Genomic DNA, 24,191 nt, shown 5'->3' on the forward strand with positions numbered 1-24,191 from the left:
GGATTGTATGAATATTGTAGAAATTATTAAGGCAGTCGTTCTGGGAATTATCGAAGGGATAACAGAATGGCTTCCCATCAGCAGCACAGGACATTTAATACTGGCAGATGAATTTATTAAATTAAATGTCAGCGACAGTTTTTTGCAAATGTTTATGGTAGTCATCCAGCTCGGGGCGATTCTGGCAGTGGTGGTGCTGTTCTGGAACAAACTGTGGCCCTTCTGTTATAAGAAAGAGGCAAAGACAGCTTTTGAGAAATTTATTGACGTGCCGAAATGGATTTTATGGTTTAAAATCCTGGTGGCCTGCATCCCCACCATTGTTATTGCTCTTCCTTTTAACGATCTGATTGAAGAGAAATTTAATAACTATGTAGTGGTTGCCTCCACCCTGATCATTTACGGTGTTTTGTTTATTGTTATTGAAAACTACAATAAAAAACGGAAGGCACAGTATAACAGTCTGGAAGAAATCTCATTTAAGACGGCATTTCTTATCGGTATTTTCCAGGTGCTCTCTGTGATTCCGGGGACTTCCCGTTCCGGTTCCACCATTATCGGCGGGATTCTGGTGGGAACTTCCAGAACGGTAGCGGCTGAGTTTACCTTCTTTCTGGCGATCCCGGTTATGTTTGGGGCCAGCCTGCTGAAACTGGTGAAGTTCGGCTTTGTATTTACCGGGATGGAAATTGCCATATTGCTTGTGGGAATGGTTACGGCTTTCGTAGTTTCCATTCTGGCGATTAAATTTTTAATGGATTATATTAAAAAACACGATTTTAAAGTATTTGGATGGTATCGGATCGCCCTGGGCGTTTTGGTATTTGGTTACTTTATCGGAAGAAATTTCTTATAAGAGAAAAGAGGGTTTTATATGGGAGCAAAGTACGTGATGGCATTGGATCAGGGAACCACCAGTTCCCGCTGCATTCTGTTTGATAAGAAAGGGAAAATCTGCAGTATGGCGCAGAAAGAATTCCACCAGTATTATCCGAGACCGGGCTGGGTGGAGCACGATCCCAAAGAGATCTGGTCTTCCCAGTTAAGTGTGGCTACCGAGGCTATGGGGAAGCTGGGCGTGGACGCCGAGGATATTGCAGCTATTGGAATTACCAACCAGAGGGAAACGACAGTAGTGTGGGAGAAAGAGACGGGAGAACCCATCTATCCGGCCATTGTATGGCAGTGCCGGAGAACAGCTCCCATGATTGACCGTCTGGAACGGGAAGGGTTTACAGAGACTCTGAAAGAAAAGACCGGGCTGATTCCGGATGCCTATTTTTCCGCCACGAAGATTCAGTGGATTCTGGAGCATGTGGAAGGAGCCAGGGAACGGGCGAAGGGGGGAGAGCTTTTGTTTGGTACCATTGATACCTGGCTGATCTGGAAACTGACCAAAGGGGAAGTACATGTTACTGATTATACCAATGCCTCCCGTACCATGCTGTTTGATATTCATCAGAAACAGTGGGATGAAGAGCTTCTGGAGAAATTTCAGATTCCCCGTTGTATGATGCCCCAGGTGAAGCCTTCCAGCTGTGTTTACGGTTATACCAATGAGAAGATTATAGGGGGAAGAATTCCTATCGGAGGAGCCGCAGGAGACCAGCAGGCTGCACTTTTCGGCCAGTGCTGCACCTCTGCAGGGGATGTGAAAAATACATATGGAACGGGCTGCTTTTTGCTGATGCATACGGGAAATCAGGCAGTAGAATCCAGAAACGGGCTGCTTACCACCCTTGCAGTTAACGGGGACGGAACGGCAGGTTATGCTCTGGAAGGCAGTGTATTTGTGGCAGGAGCGGCTCTCCAGTGGCTCAGAGATGAACTGGGAATCCTGGAGAAAGCCCCGGAGTCAGAGAAGTATTGTCTCTCTGTCAGCGACAGCGGGGGTGTTTATGTGGTTCCCGCTTTCACAGGGTTGGGGGCGCCTTACTGGGATCCCTATGCCAGAGGGGCTATCCTGGGACTGACCAGAGGCAGCCAGAAAGCGCATATTATCCGGGCAACCGTGGAATCTCTGGCTTATCAGACCAATGATGTGATTCAGGCCATGGAGCAGGATTCCGGCATTCGGCTGAATTCTCTGCGGGTAGACGGCGGCGCCAGCGCCAATAACTTCCTGATGCAGTTTCAGTCTAATCTGCTGGACGCTCAGGTGGTACGGCCGAAATGTATTGAGACGACGGCCATGGGGGCGGCGTATCTGGCCGGGCTTGCTACAGGATTTTGGGATAATATAGAAGAAGTGCAGAATCTCTGGGAACGGGAGAGAATCTTCGCGCCTTCGATTTCAGAGGGCGCAAGAGAGAAACTTTTAAATGGATGGAAAAAAGCGGTGAAATGTACCCGGGGATGGGCAGAACCGTAACAGGCAGATGAATTAGAAAGCCGTAGCTGCGAAAGAGGATTCTCTTTTGCAGTTACGGCTGTTTCTTTATGTAATAGGAAATTCCGTTGGATTTCCTATTACATAAAAAACGCTCCGCTACGGTCCTCTTTGTTACTGAATAATTGTCCCTGTTTTTCCCAGGTAACCGTCTCTGGCGTGGGCCAGATCGGTGATGACAGCTTTGCGTCCTGCGCCTTTCTCCACGAAAGAAACGCCTGCTTCAAACTTGGGAAGCATGGAACCCGGTGCAAACTGGTTGTCTGCCATATGTTTTCTGGCTTCTTCCAGAGTAAGGGTATCCAGGTATACCTCCTCAGGAGTATCCAGGTTCAGGCTGACTTTCTCCACACTGGTAAGGATAATCAGCTGTTCTGCGCCTAATTCTTCAGCCAGCAGGCCGCTGGTTAAGTCTTTTTCAATTACAGCGCTGGCTCCTCGTAATTCAATGCCCTGTTCCATAACAGGAATTCCGCCGCCGCCTCCGGCGATGACAATCTGTCCGGCGTCTACCAGGGCGCGGATGGCGTCGATTTCCACAATGGACTGAGGTTTGGGAGCGGCTACGATTCTGCGGTAGCCGTTTTCAGAAACCTTCGTAACAAAATTGCCCTTCTTTTCTTCTTCTTCCGCTTCTTCTTCAGAAAGCACACGTCCGATAATCTTCTCCGGTTCTGCAAAAGCATCGTCATAAGGATCGATGACAACCTGTGTTAAGACGGTACTGACTGTTTTATAAATTCCCCGGGAGAGAAGTTCCGCCCGAATGGCGTTCTGCAGGTCATATCCGATGTATCCCTGGCTCATGGCAGAGCAGACAGACATAGGGGCAAATGTATAATCCGGGTGAGATTTTCCAAACTCATTCATTGCGGTATGAATCATTCCCACCTGAGGAGCATTACTGTGGGAAATGACAAGGCGGGCACCCTCCGCAACCAGATCCGCGGCAGCTTTTGCAGCGGCTTTTACAGCAACTTTCTGTTCCGGGAGCGTAGTCCCTAAAGCTCTGTGGCCCAATGCCACAACAACGATCTTTTCACTCATAAGAGATACCCCGTTTCCTAAATAATATATTCATTATAGAGAAATTAAGGAAAAAAAGCAATACCTTACCAGAGTCTCTTTTCAGGGAACAAAACACGGACTGTTCCGGGGAATTTCCTGTTACGCAACGAAACAGCCCCCGCTGTCTCGCGAGGGCTGCTGCATTTTGCTTTTTGAGGGGGGAGATAGAGAGTGGTTATTCATCTATCCAAGACCTATTATATAGGTAAAATGTGTGCAAAGTGTGTACAGAATCTAAAAGAAAACGAAAATTAATTAAGAAAGATTAAATAGATTCTAAGAAAAGAATACCACCTTGTTTTTTAGAAAAAACCATGATATGGTAAGAAAGAGCCAGAACATCTGGCCACTTCTAATTATTCTTGCCGTTCGGCAGATTTTTTCCAAAAAGAGTAAAACTGCATAAGGAGGGATGCCTATGATTGTCTGCGGATAAAAGGCACAGACTGACAAGAAATAAACAGAAAGGGATAGATGTAATATTGAAGAAAAATAAAAAATGGAAAATAGCAGCCCTTTTTTTAGGAGCTGTTTTAATGCTCCAGAACGCATTTCTTCCAAAAGCAGCCATGGCGCAGGAAAATCTGCAGCCGACTTTGGAAAAAAGCGCCAGATGGACAGACGCTGCTTCTTATGAAGCAGAAATTCAGTTAAACTTAAAAAAGATAAAAGAAATTACCAGTCTTCAGCCCTCTGTGGGAGTTATCGCCATGCTGGATGTGACAGATTCCATGCAGGCATGTGAGACGGAGGGCCATGTCCATAAAGTTTCCTTTCATACCTTAGACGCCTTTGAAAACAGTTCCCAGGTGTGGGAAAAGATAAAAGAAACCCTTCCCGACCAGGAAACCTATGCCCGGATGGGGGAGGCAGGGACAGAGAATCTGTTTCTGAAACTTCCGGAAGAAATTGATCCCCAACAGCGGTGCAGGCTGGTGTGCCGTTATACGGAAACAGGGAATTCCTATCCCCAGGATAATCCCAGAGGGTGGAGAGTTGTCTACACCACGGAGGATCAGAGCCTGCTTCCCGGGGTGAGAGCAGATGCTCCGGTCTTTTCCTGGTATCACTGTATCCGTCGGGAAGAGGGAATCTTTCCTGTAGGGGAGATGGAAATTCTAAACGATCGTACCGTCTGGAAGGATACCGAAAGAAAGACAGAAGCCTTCGGATGCCAGGAGAGCCGGATGGATCAGCTTGTGGAAGGATATAACCGCTTTTTGGAAACGTTGTTTGAGAACCAGGGGGCAAAAGTGTGCCCTGTGGCCTTTCATGGAGGATATTACATCGGAGGATGGACAGAATCTCTGGAAGAGGCAAAGGCTTTTCTGACCGAACAGAAATATCTGGAAGCAGAAGCGGTAATGCCCCAAAACCCTACGGGAACCAACCATGAGGCTGCGGTTTTAGGAGCTTTGGATGCCATTAACCGTCTGGAAGATACGCAGAATGTATTTGCCCTTCTGTTTACAGACGGAAGCACCACCAGCGGCTACAGCCATCAGACAGGCAGTCCGGATACCGGATGTCTGGATCCCCACAGTTACGGTCAGGAGGAGTATGATGCATCTTACCAGACTGCATTTGCCCAATGGGCCATTGAAGACGCTGCAATTCTGAAGGAAAAAGTTCCTGTTTACGGAGTGGGCTACGGCTATTCCATGAAAATGGATCATTACAGCCAGAATACCGTAGAACAGATCAGCTCGGGTGAAGAGTATTTTATTGATACAAAAGAACAGAACCTGGATAATATCATGGAAATCTTCCGTGCGGTGTGTTCCGATATGATTCTGAAATCGGTACCAATGAAGGTGGTAGATTACATTTCTGAGTACTGGCTGACCGATGTGCAGGCTCTTCCCCTGGACTGGAAAGTGGAAGAGATCCCCATTACTAATCAGAAAAACGAAGAAGATATAATTCAGAAACTGACCATTCCGGTTACCAGAACTATGGGAGAAGATGACCAGGAAACTTTCCGGATTCCGGTAACCCTGCGGGAAGCATACCGGAATGTGGAAACTCCTGTGTGGTATGAGACGAATCAGGATGAACCTTTTGAAAAAGGAGAGAACGGCTGCGGGGCCTATGCGGTATACCAGCCTGCAGAGCAGGAACTGAGAATAGAGGCAGAAACTCCAAGGTTGGATGTATATCCCCAAAAAGCGGATTTTACCATTGAGAAAAAGGCGTTACAGGAACAGGTAAAAGCAGGTGAAAAAGCCGCTTATGAAATTACGGCAACTAATCTGTCTCAGCAGACTTTGAATGAAATACAGGTGGAAGACATATTTGAGAGTACCGGCTGGAGAGCAGAATTCGGAGCCTGTGAGGGAGTACGTCTGGAAGAGGAGGATACAAAAGCAGTTATTGGGAAACTGGAAAGGGGAGAAAGCAAGGTACTCACAGCCTATATACAGATCCCCGAAGAACAAAAAAGCGAAGTCTTAATCAATACAGCTCAGGCGAAAGCCGTAAATCCTCAGAATCCCGGAGAAATCCTGGAACGAAAGGCTCAGGCCCGGACAGAAATTACAGAACTTAAGACAGACTTTGAGGTGGAAAAAACTGCAGATAAAGAGGAGGCGAAGCCGGGAGAAGAAATCGTGTATACCATCCGGATTCAGAATACGGGCGAGAGAACCCTGCATTCTGTGCTTGCAGTGGATCAGTTTTTAAACCAGGGAGTAAAGGCTGCGTTTCGAGAGCAGGAAGGGATACAGTTAAGTCAGGAAAAAGATCAGGCGGTAATCCCTCAGATTCTTTCAGGGGAAACGGTAACACTGGAGGCGTCGGTGGTGATTCCGGAAAATTTTAAAAACACGGAGCTGATTAATATGGCCATTGTTTCCACGGAGGATCAAAGTCTGAAAAAGGAGGCAGAAGAAACAGTAAAGATTCAGCAGGGAACAGCTAAAACGCCCACACCTTCGGCCAAAAGCCAGACCCAGACTCCGGGCAATTATGCAAAAGGAGTCAGCGACCAGCCAAAAACAGGAGACAATACCAGAACCCGGGAATGGAAGACGGCTCTTCTATTAGCCGGTCTGGGATGTCTGACAGCCGGCTTTGGCCTGCTGATAAAGAAAAAAAATTAAGACTGCGGCTGTAGACACTGCCCCGAAAGAAGATGAGAAACCGGCGATTTCTTGTGTTCTTCCGGGGCAGTTGCAGTATTGAAAAGAAAATACAGGTATGCTATTCTATAAAGGAATATCTATTAAAGAAAGCAGGAACATTTTAAAATTGGAGGCGAGGAAATGAAATTAGGAACCTTGTTGGAATCTTTAGAATATACCATTGTTCAGGGAAGTACAGATACAGAAGTAAAAGGGGTGGAGTATGACTCCAGAAAAGTACAGGAAGGCTCTTTGTTTCTCTGCATTCGGGGAGCGGTTGCGGACGGCCATACGTTTGTGCCGGATGTGGTAAATAAAGGAGCTGCCGTACTTGTGGTGGAAGAGGAAGTAACGGTTCCTGAAGGGATAACCGTCGTTCAGGTAGAAGATACCAGATACGCCATGGCCTGTATTTCTGCAGCCTGGTTCGGACATCCGGCCCGGGAATTAAAGACCATTGGAGTGACCGGAACCAAGGGGAAGACCACCACGACCTACATGGTAAAATCCATTCTGGAAAACGCCGGTTATAAAGTGGGACTGATAGGAACCATCGAAGCCATTGTGGGAGAAAAGGTTATCCCGGCGGCAAATACCACACCGGAATCCTATGTGATTCAGAAGTATTTCCGCGAGATGGCAGACGCAGGATGCGACTGTGTGGTCATGGAAGTTTCTTCCCAGGGGCTGATGCTGCACCGTACGGCAGGATTTATTTTTGATTATGGAATCTTTACAAATATTGAACCGGATCACATCGGTCCCAATGAACACAGGGATTTTGAACATTATCTTCAGTGCAAGGCTATGTTGCTGAAACAGTGTAAGGTGGGAATTGTAAACCGGGATGATGAACATTTTGAGAGAATGATAGAAGGGCATACCTGTCAACTGGAAACTTTCGGATTTTCCGAAGAGGCAGACTTACAGGCAGAAGACGCCGAACTGGTATCGCGTCCGGGGTATCTTGGAATTTCCTACCATTTGCGGGGACTTCTGGACTTTCCGGTGGAGATTGATATTCCGGGAAAATTCAGTATTTATAATTCCCTGACGGCAATTGCCATCTGCCGCCATTTCCGGGTGTCTCAGGAAAACATTGTAAAAGCTCTTAAAAAAGCCAAAGTAAAAGGCAGAATTGAAATGATAAAAGTATCCGATGATTTTACCCTGATGATCGATTACGCCCACAACGCCATGGCTCTGGAGAGCCTTCTGACGACTTTGCGGGAATATCATCCCCATCGTCTGGTATGTCTGTTCGGATGCGGAGGCAACCGTTCCAAACTCCGCCGGTATGAGATGGGCGAGGTTTCAGGAAAATTAGCGGATTTAACCATTATTACGTCAGACAATCCAAGATATGAAGAGCCCCAGGCAATCATAGACGATATAAAAGTCGGCATCGGAAAGACAGAAGGAAAATATGTGGAAATTGTAGACAGAAAAGAAGCCATTGCCTATGCCATTCATCATGGAGAACCAGGAGATATTATTATACTGGCCGGAAAAGGCCATGAGGATTACCAGGAAATTGAAGGGAAGAAGTATCCCATGGATGAAAGGGTTCTGATTGCAGACATTCTTGCCGGGAGATAACTTATGTATGCAGACGTGATTATTGATATTTCCCATGAACGTCTGGATCGTACGTTTCAGTATAAGATTCCGGAAGAACTTCAGGGGAAACTGGCTCCCGGAATGGTGGTATCGGTTCCGTTCGGTCAGGGGAACCGAAGCAGGAAGGCGTATGTGGTAAAGATAACCCAAAACCGGGAAGTTGCTTCGGAAAAACTGAAAGAGATTTCCCAAATTATCCGCGAAAGGGAAAATGCAGAGGGAAACTTAATCGCTCTGGCTTCCTGGATGAGCCGTACCTATGGTTCTACCATGATTCAGGCTCTGAAGACCGTTCTGCCCATCCAGGAAAAAGCAAGGGAAAAAGAAAAAAAGAAACTGCTCCTTAGCCTTTCAAAAGAAGAAGCCGAAAAAGTTCTGGAAACCTGTAAACGAAAGAACCACAAGGCCAGAGTCCGTCTGCTGGAAGCCCTGATCAAAAACGAAGAGCTGGATTACACAGAAACCATTAAACAGTTAAAAATTTCTACCTCTGTGATAAAAGGGCTGCAGGAGGCAAATGTTCTGGAAGTCTCCTCCTGCCGGGTTTATCGAAATCCGGTACAGAAGCGAAAGAGAGAAGAGCCTTTGACGCTGACCCGGGAACAGAAACAGGCGGCTGAGGGCATTTTGCAGGAATGGGACGGTCAGAACCGCCCCTGTCTGCTTTTCGGAGTGACCGGGAGCGGAAAAACCCAGGTATATATGGAGCTGATTGAAAAGGTGCTGGAAGAAGGCAGGCAGGTAATCGTACTGATACCTGAGATTGCTTTAACTTATCAGACGGTTCAGAGATTCTGCGGGAGGTTCGGGGAGAAAATCTCTGTGATAAATTCCCGTTTATCTTTATCGGAGCGGTATGATCAGTTTCAGAGGGCTCAAAGGGGAGAAATTCAGATTATCATCGGCCCCCGTTCCGCCTTATTTACGCCTTTTCAGAACCTGGGGCTAATCCTGATGGATGAAGAACATGAACAGAGCTATAAAAGTGAAAACACCCCCCGGTATCATGCAAGAGAGACGGCCATAAAAAGGGCAGAGCTGGAAGGCGCCCATGTGGTCCTGGGCTCCGCCACTCCGTCCCTGGAATCCTATTCCAGGGCAAAAGAAGGGATTTACAGACTGTTTAGGCTTTCTTCCCGTTACGGAGAGAGCACTCTTCCCCAGGTGAAAATTGTGGATATGAGGCAGGAACTGAAAGAGGGAAACCGTTCCATATTAAGCAGAAGGCTTAAGGAAGCCATGGGCGGCTGTCTGGAAAGAAAAGAACAAATCATGCTGTTTCTGAACCGGAGAGGTTACGCGGGTTTCCTTTCCTGCCGCATGTGCGGGCAGGTGATAAAATGTCCCCATTGCGACGTCTCTTTATCCCTTCACAGGAACGGGCGGCTGATCTGTCATTACTGCGGCTATGAGACAGAGGAGCCCCGGCAGTGTCCGTCCTGCGGCTCCCCCTATATCGGGCGGTTTCAGGCCGGCACCCAGCAGATAGAAGAAGTGGTGAAAAAACAGTTTCCCCAAAGCCGGATTCTGAGAATGGATTTGGATACCACCAGAAAAAAAGACAGCTATGAAAGAATTCTTTCCCTTTTTTCCAGTGGGGAAGCAGATATTTTAATCGGGACACAGATGATTGTGAAAGGACATGATTTTCCCAATGTGACTCTGGTGGGTGTCCTGGCCGCGGATCTGTCCCTTTATGCGGAAGATTACCGGTGTGCTGAGAAAACCTTTCAGCTTCTGACCCAGGCAGTGGGCCGGGCGGGAAGAAGAGGAAAGCCGGGAGAAGCGGTCATTCAGACCTACCAGCCGGAACATTACAGTATTCAGGCTGCCGTTACCCAGGATTATGAGGCTTTTTTTCAGGAAGAATACAGTTTCCGACAGCTTATGGGCTATCCGCCGGCAGGCGGGATGCTGGCTGTGCTGGGAAGCTGCAGAGAGGAAAGCCTGCTGGAACAGGCAATGGAATATATCGGCATATTTTTGTCCCGTCTGCCTCTGAAAAAGGCACAGACATCGATTATCGGCCCGGCAGATCAGACCATTGGAAAAATCAATGATCAGTATCGCAAAGTGATTTATATCAAAGACGGAAACAGAGAACGGCTGATCTGGATCAAAGATAAACTGGAACAATACATTGAAATGAACAAAGGATTTCAGAAGATCTGGATTCAGTTTGATTTCAGCTGATAAATGATGTATAACAAATAGAAAAGCAGAAAAAATAAGCAGAAAAGAGGATTTACTATGGCATTAAGAAAGATTCGGGAAGCAGGAGACCCGGTACTGGAGAAAAAGTGCAGACCGGTAGAAGAGATGACGCCGCGGATCCGGGAACTGATCGGCGATATGCTGGATACCATGTATGAGGCAATGGGAGTGGGACTTGCAGCGCCCCAGGTAGGCATATTAAAAAGAATTGTAGTCATTGATATAGGGGAAGGCCCCCTTGTAATGATTAATCCGCAGATTGTAAAAACAGAAGGAGAGCAGACCGGAGACGAGGGCTGTTTAAGTATTCCGGGAATGGCAGGACAGGTTACCCGTCCCAATTATGTGAAAGCAGTCTATCTGACAGAAGAGATGGAAGAAGCGGAAATAGAGGGAACGGAACTGCTGGCCAGAGCCATCTGTCATGAATGCGATCATCTGGATGGAATTATGTATACCCAGCATGTAGAGGGAGAGCTTCACAGAGTAGAATATGAAGAGGAAGAAGAATAGGAGGAAACCAGATGAAACTTGTTTTTATGGGAACCCCTGATTTTTCGGTGAAGGCATTAAGAGCCCTGTATGACGCAGGACATGAGATTCTGGCAGTCTACACCCAGCCGGACAAGCCCAAAGGCAGGGGCAAGAGTCTGCAGTATCCGCCGGTAAAAGAAGAGGCGCTCAGACTGGGATTAGAGGTATACCAGCCTCCGAAAGTGAAAGATCCGCAAGTGATACAGAGGTTAAGAGAACTGGCGCCTCAGGCCATTGTAGTGGCGGCCTTCGGACAGATCATACCCAGAGAGATTCTGGAGCTTCCCCCTTATGGATGTCTGAATATCCACGCCTCCCTTTTGCCGAAATACCGGGGAGCTGCTCCTATTCAATGGGCAGTCATAGACGGAGAAAAAGAATCCGGAGTCACAATTATGAAAATGAATGAGGGTCTGGATACAGGAGATATGATAACGAAAAAAGTGGTTCCCCTTGAGAAAGAGGAGACCGGAGGAAGTCTGTTTGAGAAATTAAGCGAAGCCGGAGCCGGACTTTTAACAGAAACTCTGAAATCCCTGGAGGCAGGGGAAGCCGTTTATGAAAAACAGCCGAAGGAGAGCCCTACTCCTTATGCGAAGATGATTTCCAAGGAAATGGGACGCATTGACTGGAGCCGGGATGCGAAAGAGATTGAGCGTCTGGTCAGGGGGATGAACCCATGGCCCAGCGCATATACTTATTATAAAGGCAAGACGGTGAAAATCTGGAAAAGCCGGACAGAATCAGAAGAAACAGTGCAGGAAAAGCCGGGCACCATTATCCGGACCGATAAAGAGGGAATCTATACCGCCTGCGGCAAAGGGATTCTCTGCATCCAGATCCTGCAGCTTGAGGGAAAGAAACGAATGGAAACAAGCGCTTTTTTAAGGGGACATGCAATAGAAAACGGGGAGAGCTTTTCATCTGTCAGAGAGTAATATAAAACCAAAACAGTGAAGTAAGAAGAAGGGAGTATACCATGTACGGATATGGATTAGGTTATTATGGACTGGACTGGACCGTCTTACTGTTATTTGCCGGAATGATTCTGTCACTGGCAGTATCTGCACGGATGAAGAGTACCTTTGCGAAATACAGCCGGATTCCCAGCGCCAGTCAGATGACGGGAGCCCAGACAGCCCAGAGGATTTTAAATGCGGCGGGAATTTATGATGTAACCATTGTTCCCATACGGGGGCAGCTGACGGATCACTACGATCCCGGAAAGAAGCAGCTTGCCCTGTCGGAGCCGGTTTATGCAAGCCGTTCTCTGGCTGCCATTGGTGTGGCTGCCCACGAATGCGGACACGCCATTCAGCATGCCAGAGAATATGCGCCTCTGAATATCAGGAGCGCGCTGGTTCCGGTGGCGAATCTGGGTTCGTCCCTTTCCTGGCCCATTTTTCTGGCAGGATTTATATTTTCTATTCGTCCTCTTTTAACTCTGGGAATCCTTTTATTTACCGCGGCGGTTTTATTTCAGCTTGTAACTCTTCCCGTGGAGTTTAACGCATCTTCCCGGGCTTTGCAGATGCTGGAAAGTACAGGGATCATGGGAAGTACGGAAGCAGGAGGAGCCAGAAAAGTTCTGAGTGCGGCTGCCATGACTTATGTAGCGGCGCTGGCGGCTTCCATTTTACAGCTGCTGCGTCTTTTGATACTTGCAGGAGGACGGGATCGTGATTAAAGGTGTTAATACGAGAGAACTGATTTTAGGTGTTTTGCTGGAGGTCAACGAGGAAGGAAAGCCCAGCCATCTGGTGCTGAAAAATGTTCTGACCAAGTACCAGTTTCTGCCCAAACAGGACAGGGCTTTTATTACCAGAGTCTGTGAGGGGACGTTGGAATACCGGATTCAGATTGACTATATTATTGACTTTTTCTCCAAAGTAAAGGTGGAGAAGATGAAACCGGTTATCCGGGAAATTTTAAGAAGCGGTGTTTACCAGCTGGGATATATGGACAGTGTGCCCGACAGCGCAGTCTGCAACGAAGCAGTAAAACTGGCTCAAAAGAAAGGATTTTACAACCTGAAGCCATTTGTAAACGGGGTACTCAGAACCATTGCCAGAGAACTGGACTCGGTAACCTATCCGTCCAGGGAGGAAGATCCCATCGGATATCTGTCTGTGGAATATTCTATGCCTCCTGTTCTGGCAGAACGCTGGGTAAAAGAATACGGGGAACTGACCACAGAGAAAATGCTGGTGGATTTCCTGCAGGAAAAACCGGTGACCATTCGCTGCCGGGACTATCTGACATCCAAGAAAATTTCAAGGGAAGAGACGGTGGAAAGCCTGAAAAATCAGGGGATAAAAATTATGCCGGCTCCTTATCTTGATTATGCGTATTATATTTCGGGATTTGATCATATCTATACCCTGGACGCCTTCCGGGAAGGAAGAATTCAGGTGCAGGACGTCAGTTCCATGCTGGTGGCGGAGGCTGCAAATCCTCAGAAAGGAGATTACGTTATTGATCTGTGCGCGTCTCCGGGAGGAAAGAGCTTTCATGTAGCAGATAAAATGGAAGGCTATGGAATGGTGGACGCCAGAGATGTGACGCCTTTTAAGGCGGATTTGATTTTAGAGAATATGCAGCGGCTGAAAACCATTAATGTAAAAGCCAGTGTGAAAGACGCTACCATTCTGGATGCGGAGTCGGAATGTACGGCTGATATTGTCCTTGCCGATGTGCCCTGTTCCGGATATGGGGTAATCGGAAAGAAACCGGACATCAAGTATCATATGACCCCTCAGAAACAGAAAGAACTGGTGATTTTACAGAGAACGATTCTGGACAGAGCCGCTCAGTATGTAAAAAGTAAGGGTGTGCTTATTTACAGCACCTGCACCATTGCGAAAGAGGAGAACCAGGAAAATGTTAAGTGGTTCCAGGAAAATTATCCGTTTCAGTTAGAAAGCCTGGCGCCCTATCTTCCGGAAGAATTAAAGGGAGAAATTGCAGAAGAAGGATACCTGCAGCTTCTGCCCGGAGTACATAAAACCGATGGATTTTTCCTGGCCAGATTTCGCAGAAAGTAGGAAATGATGAATACTAGAGACATTAAGTCCATGGAAATAGAAGAACTGAAAGAGCTGATGGCAGACCTGGGAGAGAAGCCCTTTCGGGCCGCCCAGATCTATGAATGGCTCCATAAAAGGCTGGCAGAAGATTATGAGGAGATGACTAATTTATCTAAGAGTCTCAGGCAGAAATTAAAAGAAAACTATCCCATAGTGAGCCTGAAGCCCCTGGAAATACAGACCTCTAAAATAGACGGAACCCAGAAATATCTGTTCTGTCTTCCTGACGGAAATGTGATTGAAAGCGTTCTTATGAAATATGAACACGGCAATTCCGTCTGTATATCTTCTCAGGCAGGCTGCCGGATGGGCTGCCGTTTCTGCGCTTCAACGATCGGGGGGCTTACCAGAAGCCTTCTTCCGTCGGAAATGCTGGACCAGGTTTACAGTATACAGAATCTAAGTAAAGAGAGAGTTTCCAACGTGGTGGTTATGGGAACCGGAGAACCTCTGGATAATTATGAAAATCTTCTGCGTTTTATCCAAATCCTGACGGGGGAGGGCGGTTTACATATCAGCCAGAGAAACGTAACCGTGTCCACCTGCGGCCTGGTTCCCGAAATCAGAAAACTGGCCCGGGAGAAGCTGCAGATCACTCTGGCAATTTCCCTGCATGCGCCCAATGATGAAAAGCGAAGGGAACTGATGCCCATTGCCAGAAAATACCAGATGGAAGAACTGCTGGACGCCTGCAGAGAATATTTACAGATTACCCACAGAAGAATTACCTTTGAATACAGCCTGGTAAAAGGAGTCAACGACTCCCCGGAGGATGCGAAAGAGCTGGCCGGGCAGATAAAGGGAATGAATTGTCATGTGAATTTGATCCCGGTAAATCCCATAAAAGAGCGTTCTTTTGTGAAATCTGCAAAAGAAGCGGTAGAGAAATTTAAAATAAAACTTGAAAAATACGGAATAAATGTTACTATTAGAAGGGAAATGGGCAGTGATATAGACGGTGCCTGCGGACAGCTTAGAAAACGGTTTATAGAGAAAGAGAGAAGTGAGAATGAAGGTATATTCGGTTACTGACATCGGACAGAGGCGTACAGTCAATCAGGACTACATCTATGCGTCCGAACAGCCGGTGGGAAATCTGCCGAATTTATTTGTTGTCGCAGACGGAATGGGAGGCCATAATGCGGGAGACTTTGCATCCTCATATGCAGTATCGGTCTTAGTGGATGATATTTGCCAGGATGCAGATTATAACCCTATTAAGGTCATTCGTCATGCCATAGAAGATGCCAACGAAAAGCTGCTGGAGCAGGCAGCAATGGATGAACGGCGCAGCGGAATGGGAACTACAATCGTTGCCTCAACCATTGTGGGACATTATGCCTACGTTGCCAATGTGGGAGACAGCCGGTTATATGTGGCAGATAAAGATGGAATTCGACAGATAACAAAGGACCACTCATTGGTAGAAGAGATGGTCCGGATGGGAGAGCTGAGAAGAGAGGAAGCCCGGAATCATCCGGATAAAAACATCATTACCAGGGCATTAGGAGCAAAAATGACAGTAAACATCGACTTTTTTGATTTGAAACTAGAGCCCGGAAATATAATACTGATGTGCTCAGACGGACTGAGTAATATGGTGACAGATAAAGAAATGGAAGAAATTCTGTCGGGCACGAAAGAAGGGCTCTCGCAAAAGGGAGAAGCTCTGGTAAATCTGGCAAATAAAAATGGCGGAAAAGACAATATTGCAGTCGTCTTGGTTGAGCCATTTACGAATGAGGTGGAAGTATGTTAAAGACGGGTATGATAATTGGAGAACGATATGAAGTAGTGGGAAGGATAGGAACCGGCGGGATGGCCGACGTTTATAAGGCCAAAGACCATAAACTGAACCGGTTCGTGGCAGTAAAGGTTTTAAAAGCCGAATTTCGGGAAGACACAACCTTTATTAACAAATTCAGAACAGAAGCCCAGTCTGCGGCAGGGCTGACCCATCCCAACATCGTCAATGTGTTTGACGTTGGAGACGATGAGGGAATTTACTACATCGTTATGGAATTAATCGAAGGGATTACTCTGAAAGAGTATATCTCCAAAAAAGGAAAACTTTCCGTAAAAGAGGCTACCAGTATTGCCATTCAGGTATCCATGGGACTGGAAGAAGCCCATAAACACGGAATTGTGCACCGGGATGTAAAACCCCAGAATATTATTATTTCAACAGATGGAAAAGTAAAGGTGGCTGATTTCGGAATCGCGAGGGCGACATCCTCCAATACCATCAGTTCCAACGCCATGGGTTCGGTGCATTACAGCTCCCCGGAACAGGTCCGGGGCGGATACAGCAATGAAAAGAGTGATATTTATTCCCTGGGAATTACCCTGTATGAAATGGTGACAGGCAGAGTTCCTTTTGAAGGGGATACCACGGTATCTATTGCCATTAAACATTTGCAGGAAGAAATGGTGCCGCCCTCTGAGTATGCGCCGGAACTTCCGTTTAGTCTGGAACAGATTATATTTAAATGTACACAGAAAAGCATTGACCGCAGATATGCCAATATGGAAGAAGTGATTGCAGACTTAAAGCATTCACTGATTGATCCGGACGGAGATTTTGTAACTCTGGCTCCTCTGACCAATGAGGGGAAAACCCAGGTGCTTTCCGATGCGGATCTGGGAGAGATTAAACAGTCCATCGCCCAGGGAAGACCGGCGGCGGAAAGCTACAGCCGGGTTCAGAAGGCGGAGGAAGAGGACGAAGAGCTTTACGATGAGGACTATGACGACGAGGATGAGGAGGATTCCAAAAGAGGAATCAACCGGAGCCTGGAAAAAGCCATGACCATCGGCGCGTTGATCATCGGAGCTGTTATTTTAATTGTCCTGATTGTTTTAATCGGACGGGCTGCAGGTATCATTAATATCGGCGGCGGCGAAAGCAGTACACAGCAGGAAGAGGAAACCAATACGGATTCGGATATGGTAGAAGTTCCGGATCTGGTAGGAAAGACGGAAGACGAGGCAACAGAAATCGTAAGAGAACTGGGAATCGGTCTGAAATATTCCGGGGAAGAAGAATCGGAACAGCCCCAGGGCACTATTTCTTCTCAGGAGATTGAACCGGGTACTCAGGTGGAATTATATACCACCATTAATTATAAACTGAGTAAAGGAACGCAGCAGTTAAGTATTCCTGATGTGGTAGGAAGAACGGAATCCGATGCCCATCAGATTCTGGTAGACATGGGATTTAATGTTACCACTTCCAAGGAATACAGTTATGAAGTTGAGGCAGGATCTGTTATTTCCACAAGTCCGGAGGCCGGAACCCAGGCGAAATCAGGCGATACCGTGAATCTGGTAATCAGCCGGGGAGAGGATCAGGGAGACAGCGTAGAAGTACCGGATGTGATTGGAATGACAGAAGAGGAGGCCAGAAGAGAACTGGCGAAATTCAGCAATGTGGTGACAGAGTATCAGCCAAATGCGGAAGCGGCAGAAGGAGAAGTTTATGCACAGAGTCTGGAAGCATACTCCTGGACCTCTCCGGATACTACCATTACTATTACAGTGAATAAAACAGCAGAAGTCAGTGCAACACCCGCACCGACCGACACTGCCGTACAGACTCCGGTGACGGATACTTCCGGAACCTGGAAATGTACACAGAAACTGGATACGCCTACAGGATACCAGGGAGGAGCCGTACGGCTGGAACTGGTACAGACAGTAAACGGAGCCTCTATGGCTACCACCGTTGTTGACGGAAAAGCCATTGAATTCCCGTATCAGTTAGACATTGTGGGCTCTCCCGGAGTGACAGAAGGAACTCTGTATTTATCCGAAATGGTAGGAGACAGTTACGTGGAGCTTGGACATTATCCGATTACTTTTGAAAAGGTCGAATAGGGTCTATGCAGGGAAAGATTATTAAAGGAATTGCCGGATTTTATTACGTATATGTGGAGGGAGAAGGCGTATACGAATGCAAGGCAAAAGGCGTTTTCAGAAAAGACAAGAAGAAACCGCTGGTGGGAGATGATGTGGAAATACAGATTCTCCCTGAAGAAGAAAAAAAGGGGAATATCGTAAGACTTCTTCCGAGAAAGAATTCCCTGGTGCGGCCTGCCGTTGCAAACGTGGACCAGGCTATGGTAGTGTTTGCAGTAGCAGATCCCAGACCGAATTTTATGCTTTTAGATCGCTTTCTGGTTATGATGGAAAGAGAAGGTATTCCGTCAGTCATCTGCTTTAATAAAAAAGATTTGGCGAAGGAGAAAGAACTGGAAACTCTCTGTGAGGTATATAAAGAATGCGGTTACCCTGTTATTCCTGCGAGTATCCGGGATGGAGAAGGAGCAGAAGAAATTATGGGGATTTTGAAGGGAAAAACAACAGTAATCGCAGGCCCTTCCGGAGTGGGAAAATCATCTTTGACCAACCAGATGCAGGATAAAATATTTATGGAGACGGGAGACATCAGCAAAAAGCTGGGAAGGGGAAGGCATACGACCCGTCATTCACAAATCATACCCGTGTGCAGAGACACCTTTTTGGTGGATACGCCGGGATTTACTTCCCTTTATCTGGAAAATATGGAGAAGGAGGAATTAAAAAAATATTTTGCAGAGTTCCGGCAGTATGAGGAACGATGCAAATTTCAGGGGTGCGCCCATATCCATGAACCGGAATGCGGCGTGAAAGAAGCGCTGAAGGAGAAGAAGATCAGCGAGGTAAGATACAAAAACTATATAGATTTATATGAAGAATTAAAAGAAAAGAGGCGGTACTAAATATGTATCAGGTATGTCCTTCAATGTTGTCGGCGGATTTTAACCGACTGGGAGAACAGATTCAGATCCTGGAAAACACCGGGGCTGAAGTTCTTCATATTGATGTAATGGATGGGGATTTTGTGCCGAGCATTTCCTTTGGAATGCCGGTGATCCGATCAATTCGGAAAGAATCAAAGATGTTTTTTGATTTACATTTAATGGTAATGGAACCGGAACGCTATATCCAGGATTTTGTAGACTGCGGGGCGGATTCCATTACGGTTCATGCAGAGGCATGTGAAGATGTGCTTCGTACGATTCAACGGATTAAAGAAGCAGGAATACGTGCAGGTGTGGCAATTAAGCCGGCAACTGCTGTAAGTGATATTACATATTTGCTGGATGAGGTGGATATGGTACTGATTATGACCGTGAATCCCGGTTTCGGCGGACAGAAGTATATGCACGACTGTTCCGATAAAATCCGGGAGCTTCGGGAAATTATCAGCCGCGAAGGTCTGTCTGTGGATATTGAAGTAGACGGCGGAATCAATGAGGAAACGCTGCCGGTGGCTCTGGAAGCAGGAGCTAACTGGCTGGTGGCAGGCTCCTATATTTTCAGCGGGGACATTGCGGGAAATATTCAGAATGTCCGGTATCATATGCAGAGATATGAAGAGGCGGGAGTAACAGCATAAGAAATGAAAGAAGTTATTATTATCAGCGGGGGCAACATCAATTCTGATTTTGCCCTCTCTTTTTTGAAAAAACACAAAGAAAGCCGGATCATCGCCGCGGACAGGGGAATGGAGTTCTGCTATCGAAACAATCTGATTCCCCGGGAAATCATCGGGGATTTTGACAGCGGGAACAAAGAGATTCTGTCTTACTACGAAACCTGTCCCCAGGTGAAGATTACTTATCTGAACCCGGTGAAAGATGATTCGGATACCCAAAGCGCTCTTAAATATGCAGCGGACCAGGGCGCCGGGAAAGTGTGGATCCTGGGAGCTACAGGCAACCGTCTGGATCATGTGGCGGCAAATCTGGGGCTTTTGTATTATGGAGATGATCTGGGGATGCAGATCTGTATGATTGACAGTCATAATTACATTACTCTTATTAAAAAGAACACAGTGATTCAGAAAGAAGAACAGTTTGGCGATTACGTCTCCTTTTTTGCTTTGGAGGGAAAGGTGGAAGGACTGACCCTGAGAGGGTTTAAGTACCCGCTCACCAACCACTGTCTGCAGATACAGGATGCAGGGCTGACTGTCAGCAACGAAATCGTAGAAGAGACTGCCCGGGTGAGTTTTACGAAAGGACGCCTTTTGATGGTGATGTCCAGAGATTAAGTTGCCTCAAAAGAGCAGTTATGATAGAATGAATATTTGAAGAAAAATGCCAGAAGAGAGGAAGTTACCATGAAACTTGGAATTGTGGGATTACCAAATGTGGGTAAGAGTACGTTATTTAATTCATTGACAAAGGCAGGAGCAGAATCAGCCAACTATCCTTTTTGTACCATTGACCCCAATGTGGGAGTGGTTTCTGTTCCGGACGAACGTCTGAAACTGCTGGGAGATTTTTATCAGTCGAAAAAAGTGACACCGGCGGTTATTGAATTTGTAGATATTGCAGGACTTGTAAAAGGAGCCTCCAAAGGGGAGGGACTGGGCAACCAGTTTCTGGCCAATATCCGGGAAGTAGATGCGATTGTTCATGTGGTACGCTGTTTTGAAGACGCCAATGTGGTGCATGTGGACGGAACCATCGATCCTCTGCGCGATATTGAAACCATCAATCTGGAACTGGTTTTTTCCGATCTGGAAATTCTGGAAAGAAGAATTGCCAAGGTGACAAAAACGGCCAGAATGGATAAAGATGCCGCTAAGGAGCTGGAACTTTTAAAGAAAGTGAAAGCGCATCTGGAAGACGGAAATCTGGCCATTACTATGGAACTGGAGGATGAGGAGGAAGAGAGTCTGATGGGAACTTATAATCTTCTGACTTCCAAACCGGTGATTTATGCGGCCAATGTGGCGGAAGAAGATTTGGCTGACGACGGACAGACCAATGCCTGCGTACAGAAGGTAAGAGAATATGCAGCAAAGCAGAACAGTGAAATCTTTGTAATCTGCGCCCAGATTGAACAGGAGATTGCAGAACTGGACGAAGAAGAGAAAAAGATGTTCCTGGAAGATTTGGGATTAAAAGAATCCGGTCTGGAAAAACTGATTAAAGCCAGTTACCATCTTCTGGGACTGCAGAGTTTCCTGACTTCCGGAGAAGATGAAACCAGAGCCTGGACCATTAAGATCGGCACAAAGGCTCCTCAGGCGGCCGGAAAAATCCACACAGATTTTGAAAGAGGTTTTATTAAGGCGGAAGTAGTAAACTACCGGGATCTTCTGGACTGCGGTTCCTATGCCGGCGCAAGGGACAAAGGGCTTGTGCGTATGGAAGGCAAGGAGTATGTGGTGCAGGATGGAGACGTTATATTGTTTCGGTTTAATGTATAAAGAGGGATGCTATGGAGATGTCAATTGGGTTCCCCCGACTGGGACTGGAACTTTCCAATGTGGGAAAGATTATCAGCATTTCCGGATTTGAAATTACTTTTTCCGGACTGCTTATTGCAGCGGGAATGCTGGCAGGAGTCTGGTTTACGGTTTTAATGGCCAAAAGAACCAATCAGAACCAGAACAGCTATCTGGCGGCAATGATTCTGGAAATTGTATTTGGAGTCATCGGAGCGCGGCTTTTGTATGTGTTCTGCAACTGGGACTCCTACCGGGAAAATACGGAGCAGATTTGGAATCTGCGGGGCGGCGGAGCTGCCATATACGGCGGTTTGTTAGCCGGTATTATTGTTTTATATCTGTACTGCCGGATAAAGGATATGTCTTTTGACAAGATGGCAGATACTACCTGTATGGGACTTCTGTTAGGACAGATAATAGGAAGGTGGGGAGATTTCTTCAGCCGGACCGGATTTGGCGGGTTCTGCGATTATCTGCTCTCCATGCGTCTTCCTGTTTCTGTGGTAAATCCGGGAGAAATTACGGAAGCAATGCAAAACCATCTGGTGACCATTCAGCAGGAGGAATTCATTTTGGTACATCCGGCTTTTTTCTATGAATTCCTGTGGAATTTGCTTCTTCTGGGATTTCTGTCCTGGTACCGGAGAAGAAAGCGGTTCGAAGGAGAACTGTTCTGGATATACCTGACCGGTTACGGAGTGGGAAGAGCCTGGATTGAATATCTGAGAACCGATAAGCTGTACTGGCCCAATACAGAGATTCCGGTTTCCCTGGTTCTCTCTGTGGGAATTGTTGTCCTTGGCATTTTAGTAATTATAACCAGAAGGACTATGACCAGAAAGAGAATGGAAGTACTTAAGAAACGAAGAGAAACACTGGAAGCTATTGAAAATCAGGAGAATCAGGAGAAAGAGGAGATGCCGGATTTCTGGAATCTGGATCACCGTGTAAAAACGAAGGAAACCCCACAGGAGGGAGAGAATGCCAATGAGGAGCCAAGAGTTAACGACGTTACGCAGGGAGATAGAGAAGAAGAGGGAGATTCTGGATCAGAAGATCAAAAGCAGAGAGGATCTGACGAAGAACCTCCGGCTCAGTGAAGAACTGGATGAGCTAATCGGACGTTATTATACATTACAGGAAGAACAGAAAAAGTAGAGGAAGAAAAGCAGAAATCTGACAATACAGTCGGTTTTCTGCTTTTTTATGTAATAGGAAATTATGTCTCCCCGGGCCGCGGGGAGGCCGGCAGCAGACCGGAAAATTTAGGAAAAACTTGAATTGCCCCTTGTTTTTTAATATTAAATAGTATAGAATGGACACATAAGTGGTAGAAAGTGGAGAAAGGTGGTAGTGAATGGAGACCAGGTGGCAGAAGAGTCCATTCCTATCCAGGGAAATATGAAGGGGAGAATCATATTTCCGGAGAGTAGGTGATTCACATGTTCATGGGAGAGTATAATCATACAATTGATGCGAAGGGGCGGCTGATTATCCCGGCGAAGTTCAGAGAACTCTTAGGGGAAGAGTTTGTACTGACCAAAGGGCTGGACGGCTGTTTATCAATTTATCCTATGGACGAATGGGAAGCCTTTGAAGAGAAGCTGAAAGCTTTACCACTTACAAATAAAAATGCAAGAACCTTCTCACGTTTCTTTGTGGCGGGAGCGACTTCCTGCGAGCTGGATAAGCAGGGCAGGATTTTAGTGCCTGCAACGTTACGGGAGTTTGCAGGACTTCAGAAAGATGTTGTTCTCACAGGAAATCTGAACCGGATTGAAGTCTGGAGCAAAGAAAAGTGGAGCGAGAACTGTAATTACGACGACATGGACAGCATTGCAGAAGGAATGCAGGAAATGGGAATCGTAATTTAACTGTCCGCTCAGGTTCCAAATCCAACAGGAGAAAAAAATGGAATTTCAACACAAATCTGTACTGCTGAGAGAAGCCGTAGAAAGCTTAAAAGTAAAACCGGATGGTGTTTATGTGGATGGTACTTTAGGAGGTGCAGGGCATGCCGAACTGGTATGCAGTCAACTTTCTGCCAAGGGGAGATTTATAGGAATAGATCAGGACCAGGATGCAATAATTGCTGCGAGTGAGCGACTGGAAAAGTACCAGGACCGCGTAACAATCATTCGCAGCAATTATTGTTACATGGCAAAGAAACTGAAAGAACTGGGCATCAGCCGGGTAAATGGAATTTTGCTGGATCTGGGAGTATCTTCCTATCAGTTGGATCATGCAGAACGCGGTTTTACCTACCGGGTGGACGCACCCCTGGATATGAGGATGGATCAGAGACAGGAAAAGACAGCCGGCGATATTGTAAATCAATACGAAGAACAGGAATTATACCGGATTATCCGCGATTACGGAGAAGACCGGTTTGCAAAAAATATAGCAAAGCACATTGTAAAGGCAAGAGAACAGAAACCAATTGAAACAACAGGAGAATTGACGGAAATTATTCGCCATGCTATACCAATGAAGATTCAGGCAACCGGAGGGCACCCGGCAAAAAGGACTTTCCAGGCAATCCGAATTGAACTGAACAGGGAGCTGGAAGTATTAAGAGATTCTCTGGACGATATGATCGATCTGTTGGATGATAAAGGAAGAATTTCCATTATCACTTTTCATTCGCTGGAAGACAGAATAGTAAAGACCAGTTTTAAGACGAATCAGGATCCCTGTATCTGTCCCAGTAATTTTCCGGTCTGTGTCTGCAACCGTAAATCCAAGGGGAAAGTGATTACAAGAAAACCTGTTTTGCCAAGTGAAAAAGAAATTGAAGAAAATCCAAGAGCCAAAAGTGCAAAATTAAGAGTATTTGAAAGAATCAGGTAAGTGTGTTATAGTGTAGAGGTATC

Annotated in this window: 20 protein-coding genes; 19 read left to right on the forward strand and 1 reads right to left on the reverse strand. The window is 46.5% G+C overall.

Annotated elements, in window-relative coordinates; all coding sequences use genetic code 11:
• The first annotated feature begins 7 nt into the window (after positions 1-7).
• Both B5F53_RS02690 and glpK read left to right on the forward strand, forming a co-directional pair.
• Positions 8-856 carry an undecaprenyl-diphosphate phosphatase gene (locus B5F53_RS02690; RefSeq protein WP_087219378.1) on the forward strand — a complete coding sequence of 283 codons (849 nt, stop codon included), beginning with the start codon at positions 8-10 and terminating at the stop codon, positions 854-856.
• An 18-nt stretch (positions 857-874) separates the two neighbouring features.
• Positions 875-2,371 carry a glycerol kinase GlpK gene (glpK, locus tag B5F53_RS02695; RefSeq protein WP_087219381.1) on the forward strand — a complete coding sequence of 499 codons (1,497 nt, stop codon included), beginning with the start codon at positions 875-877 and terminating at the stop codon, positions 2,369-2,371.
• A gap of 132 nt (positions 2,372-2,503) precedes the next feature.
• Here glpK and arcC read toward each other — a convergent pair whose 3' ends face one another.
• Entirely contained in the window at positions 2,504-3,436 is a 933-nt protein-coding gene (gene arcC / locus B5F53_RS02700) for a carbamate kinase (protein ID WP_087219384.1), read from the reverse strand.
• A gap of 557 nt (positions 3,437-3,993) precedes the next feature.
• On the opposite strand from arcC, the gene B5F53_RS02705 reads away from it, so the two are divergent.
• The 17 genes from B5F53_RS02705 (at position 3,994) to rsmH (ending at position 24,168) form a co-directional block, all read left to right on the forward strand.
• Complete coding sequence (locus tag B5F53_RS02705; RefSeq protein WP_140398195.1) at positions 3,994-6,558, forward strand: DUF11 domain-containing protein; 2,565 nt, start codon at positions 3,994-3,996, stop codon at positions 6,556-6,558.
• Between the two features lie 162 nt (positions 6,559-6,720).
• Positions 6,721-8,178 (forward strand): UDP-N-acetylmuramoyl-L-alanyl-D-glutamate--2,6-diaminopimelate ligase, encoded by a 1,458-nt coding sequence (locus B5F53_RS02710; protein WP_087219390.1) that lies wholly within the window; start codon positions 6,721-6,723, stop codon positions 8,176-8,178.
• A gap of 3 nt (positions 8,179-8,181) precedes the next feature.
• Positions 8,182-10,392, forward strand: coding sequence for a replication restart helicase PriA (gene priA, locus B5F53_RS02715; protein ID WP_087219393.1), 2,211 nt, complete (start codon positions 8,182-8,184; stop codon positions 10,390-10,392).
• Between the two features lie 57 nt (positions 10,393-10,449).
• Entirely contained in the window at positions 10,450-10,926 is a 477-nt protein-coding gene (def, locus tag B5F53_RS02720; protein ID WP_087219396.1) for a peptide deformylase, read from the forward strand.
• An 11-nt stretch (positions 10,927-10,937) separates the two neighbouring features.
• A complete protein-coding gene (gene fmt, locus B5F53_RS02725) occupies positions 10,938-11,885 on the forward strand; it encodes a methionyl-tRNA formyltransferase (protein WP_087219399.1) in 948 nt (315 codons plus the stop codon).
• A 41-nt stretch (positions 11,886-11,926) separates the two neighbouring features.
• A complete protein-coding gene (locus B5F53_RS02730; protein ID WP_087219401.1) occupies positions 11,927-12,634 on the forward strand; it encodes a zinc metallopeptidase in 708 nt (235 codons plus the stop codon).
• Complete coding sequence (rsmB, locus tag B5F53_RS02735) at positions 12,627-13,991, forward strand: 16S rRNA (cytosine(967)-C(5))-methyltransferase RsmB (RefSeq protein ID WP_087219404.1); 1,365 nt, start codon at positions 12,627-12,629, stop codon at positions 13,989-13,991. Before B5F53_RS02730 ends, rsmB begins: the two co-directional genes overlap by 8 nt.
• A gap of 6 nt (positions 13,992-13,997) precedes the next feature.
• Positions 13,998-15,065 carry a 23S rRNA (adenine(2503)-C(2))-methyltransferase RlmN gene (gene rlmN, locus B5F53_RS02740; RefSeq protein WP_087220025.1) on the forward strand — a complete coding sequence of 356 codons (1,068 nt, stop codon included), beginning with the start codon at positions 13,998-14,000 and terminating at the stop codon, positions 15,063-15,065.
• Positions 15,043-15,792, forward strand: a complete 750-nt coding sequence (locus tag B5F53_RS02745; protein WP_087219407.1) for a Stp1/IreP family PP2C-type Ser/Thr phosphatase — start codon at positions 15,043-15,045, stop codon at positions 15,790-15,792. Before rlmN ends, B5F53_RS02745 begins: the two co-directional genes overlap by 23 nt.
• On the forward strand, positions 15,786-17,909 hold the full coding sequence (pknB, locus tag B5F53_RS02750; protein ID WP_087219410.1) for a Stk1 family PASTA domain-containing Ser/Thr kinase: 2,124 nt from the start codon (positions 15,786-15,788) through the stop codon (positions 17,907-17,909). The genes B5F53_RS02745 and pknB overlap by 7 nt, the downstream gene beginning before the upstream one ends.
• A 5-nt stretch (positions 17,910-17,914) precedes the next feature.
• Positions 17,915-18,793 (forward strand): ribosome small subunit-dependent GTPase A, encoded by an 879-nt coding sequence (gene rsgA, locus B5F53_RS02755; protein WP_087219413.1) that lies wholly within the window; start codon positions 17,915-17,917, stop codon positions 18,791-18,793.
• Between the two features lie 2 nt (positions 18,794-18,795).
• Positions 18,796-19,473: a ribulose-phosphate 3-epimerase gene (gene rpe, locus B5F53_RS02760; protein WP_087219415.1), complete on the forward strand. Its 678-nt coding sequence runs from the start codon at positions 18,796-18,798 to the stop codon at positions 19,471-19,473.
• 3 nt (positions 19,474-19,476) lie between these two features.
• Positions 19,477-20,130: a thiamine diphosphokinase gene (locus B5F53_RS02765; protein ID WP_087219418.1), complete on the forward strand. Its 654-nt coding sequence runs from the start codon at positions 19,477-19,479 to the stop codon at positions 20,128-20,130.
• A gap of 69 nt (positions 20,131-20,199) precedes the next feature.
• Positions 20,200-21,297 (forward strand): redox-regulated ATPase YchF, encoded by a 1,098-nt coding sequence (ychF, locus tag B5F53_RS02770; protein WP_087219421.1) that lies wholly within the window; start codon positions 20,200-20,202, stop codon positions 21,295-21,297.
• A gap of 11 nt (positions 21,298-21,308) precedes the next feature.
• Positions 21,309-22,418 carry a prolipoprotein diacylglyceryl transferase gene (gene lgt, locus B5F53_RS02775; protein ID WP_087219425.1) on the forward strand — a complete coding sequence of 370 codons (1,110 nt, stop codon included), beginning with the start codon at positions 21,309-21,311 and terminating at the stop codon, positions 22,416-22,418.
• Between the two features lie 342 nt (positions 22,419-22,760).
• Entirely contained in the window at positions 22,761-23,192 is a 432-nt protein-coding gene (mraZ, locus tag B5F53_RS02785; protein WP_087219432.1) for a division/cell wall cluster transcriptional repressor MraZ, read from the forward strand.
• A gap of 37 nt (positions 23,193-23,229) precedes the next feature.
• Positions 23,230-24,168 carry a 16S rRNA (cytosine(1402)-N(4))-methyltransferase RsmH gene (gene rsmH / locus B5F53_RS02790; protein WP_087219435.1) on the forward strand — a complete coding sequence of 313 codons (939 nt, stop codon included), beginning with the start codon at positions 23,230-23,232 and terminating at the stop codon, positions 24,166-24,168.
• Positions 24,169-24,191 lie beyond the last annotated feature (23 nt).

Source organism: Blautia sp. An249, assembly GCF_002159835.1.
GTDB lineage: Bacteria > Bacillota > Clostridia > Lachnospirales > Lachnospiraceae > Blautia_A > Blautia_A avistercoris.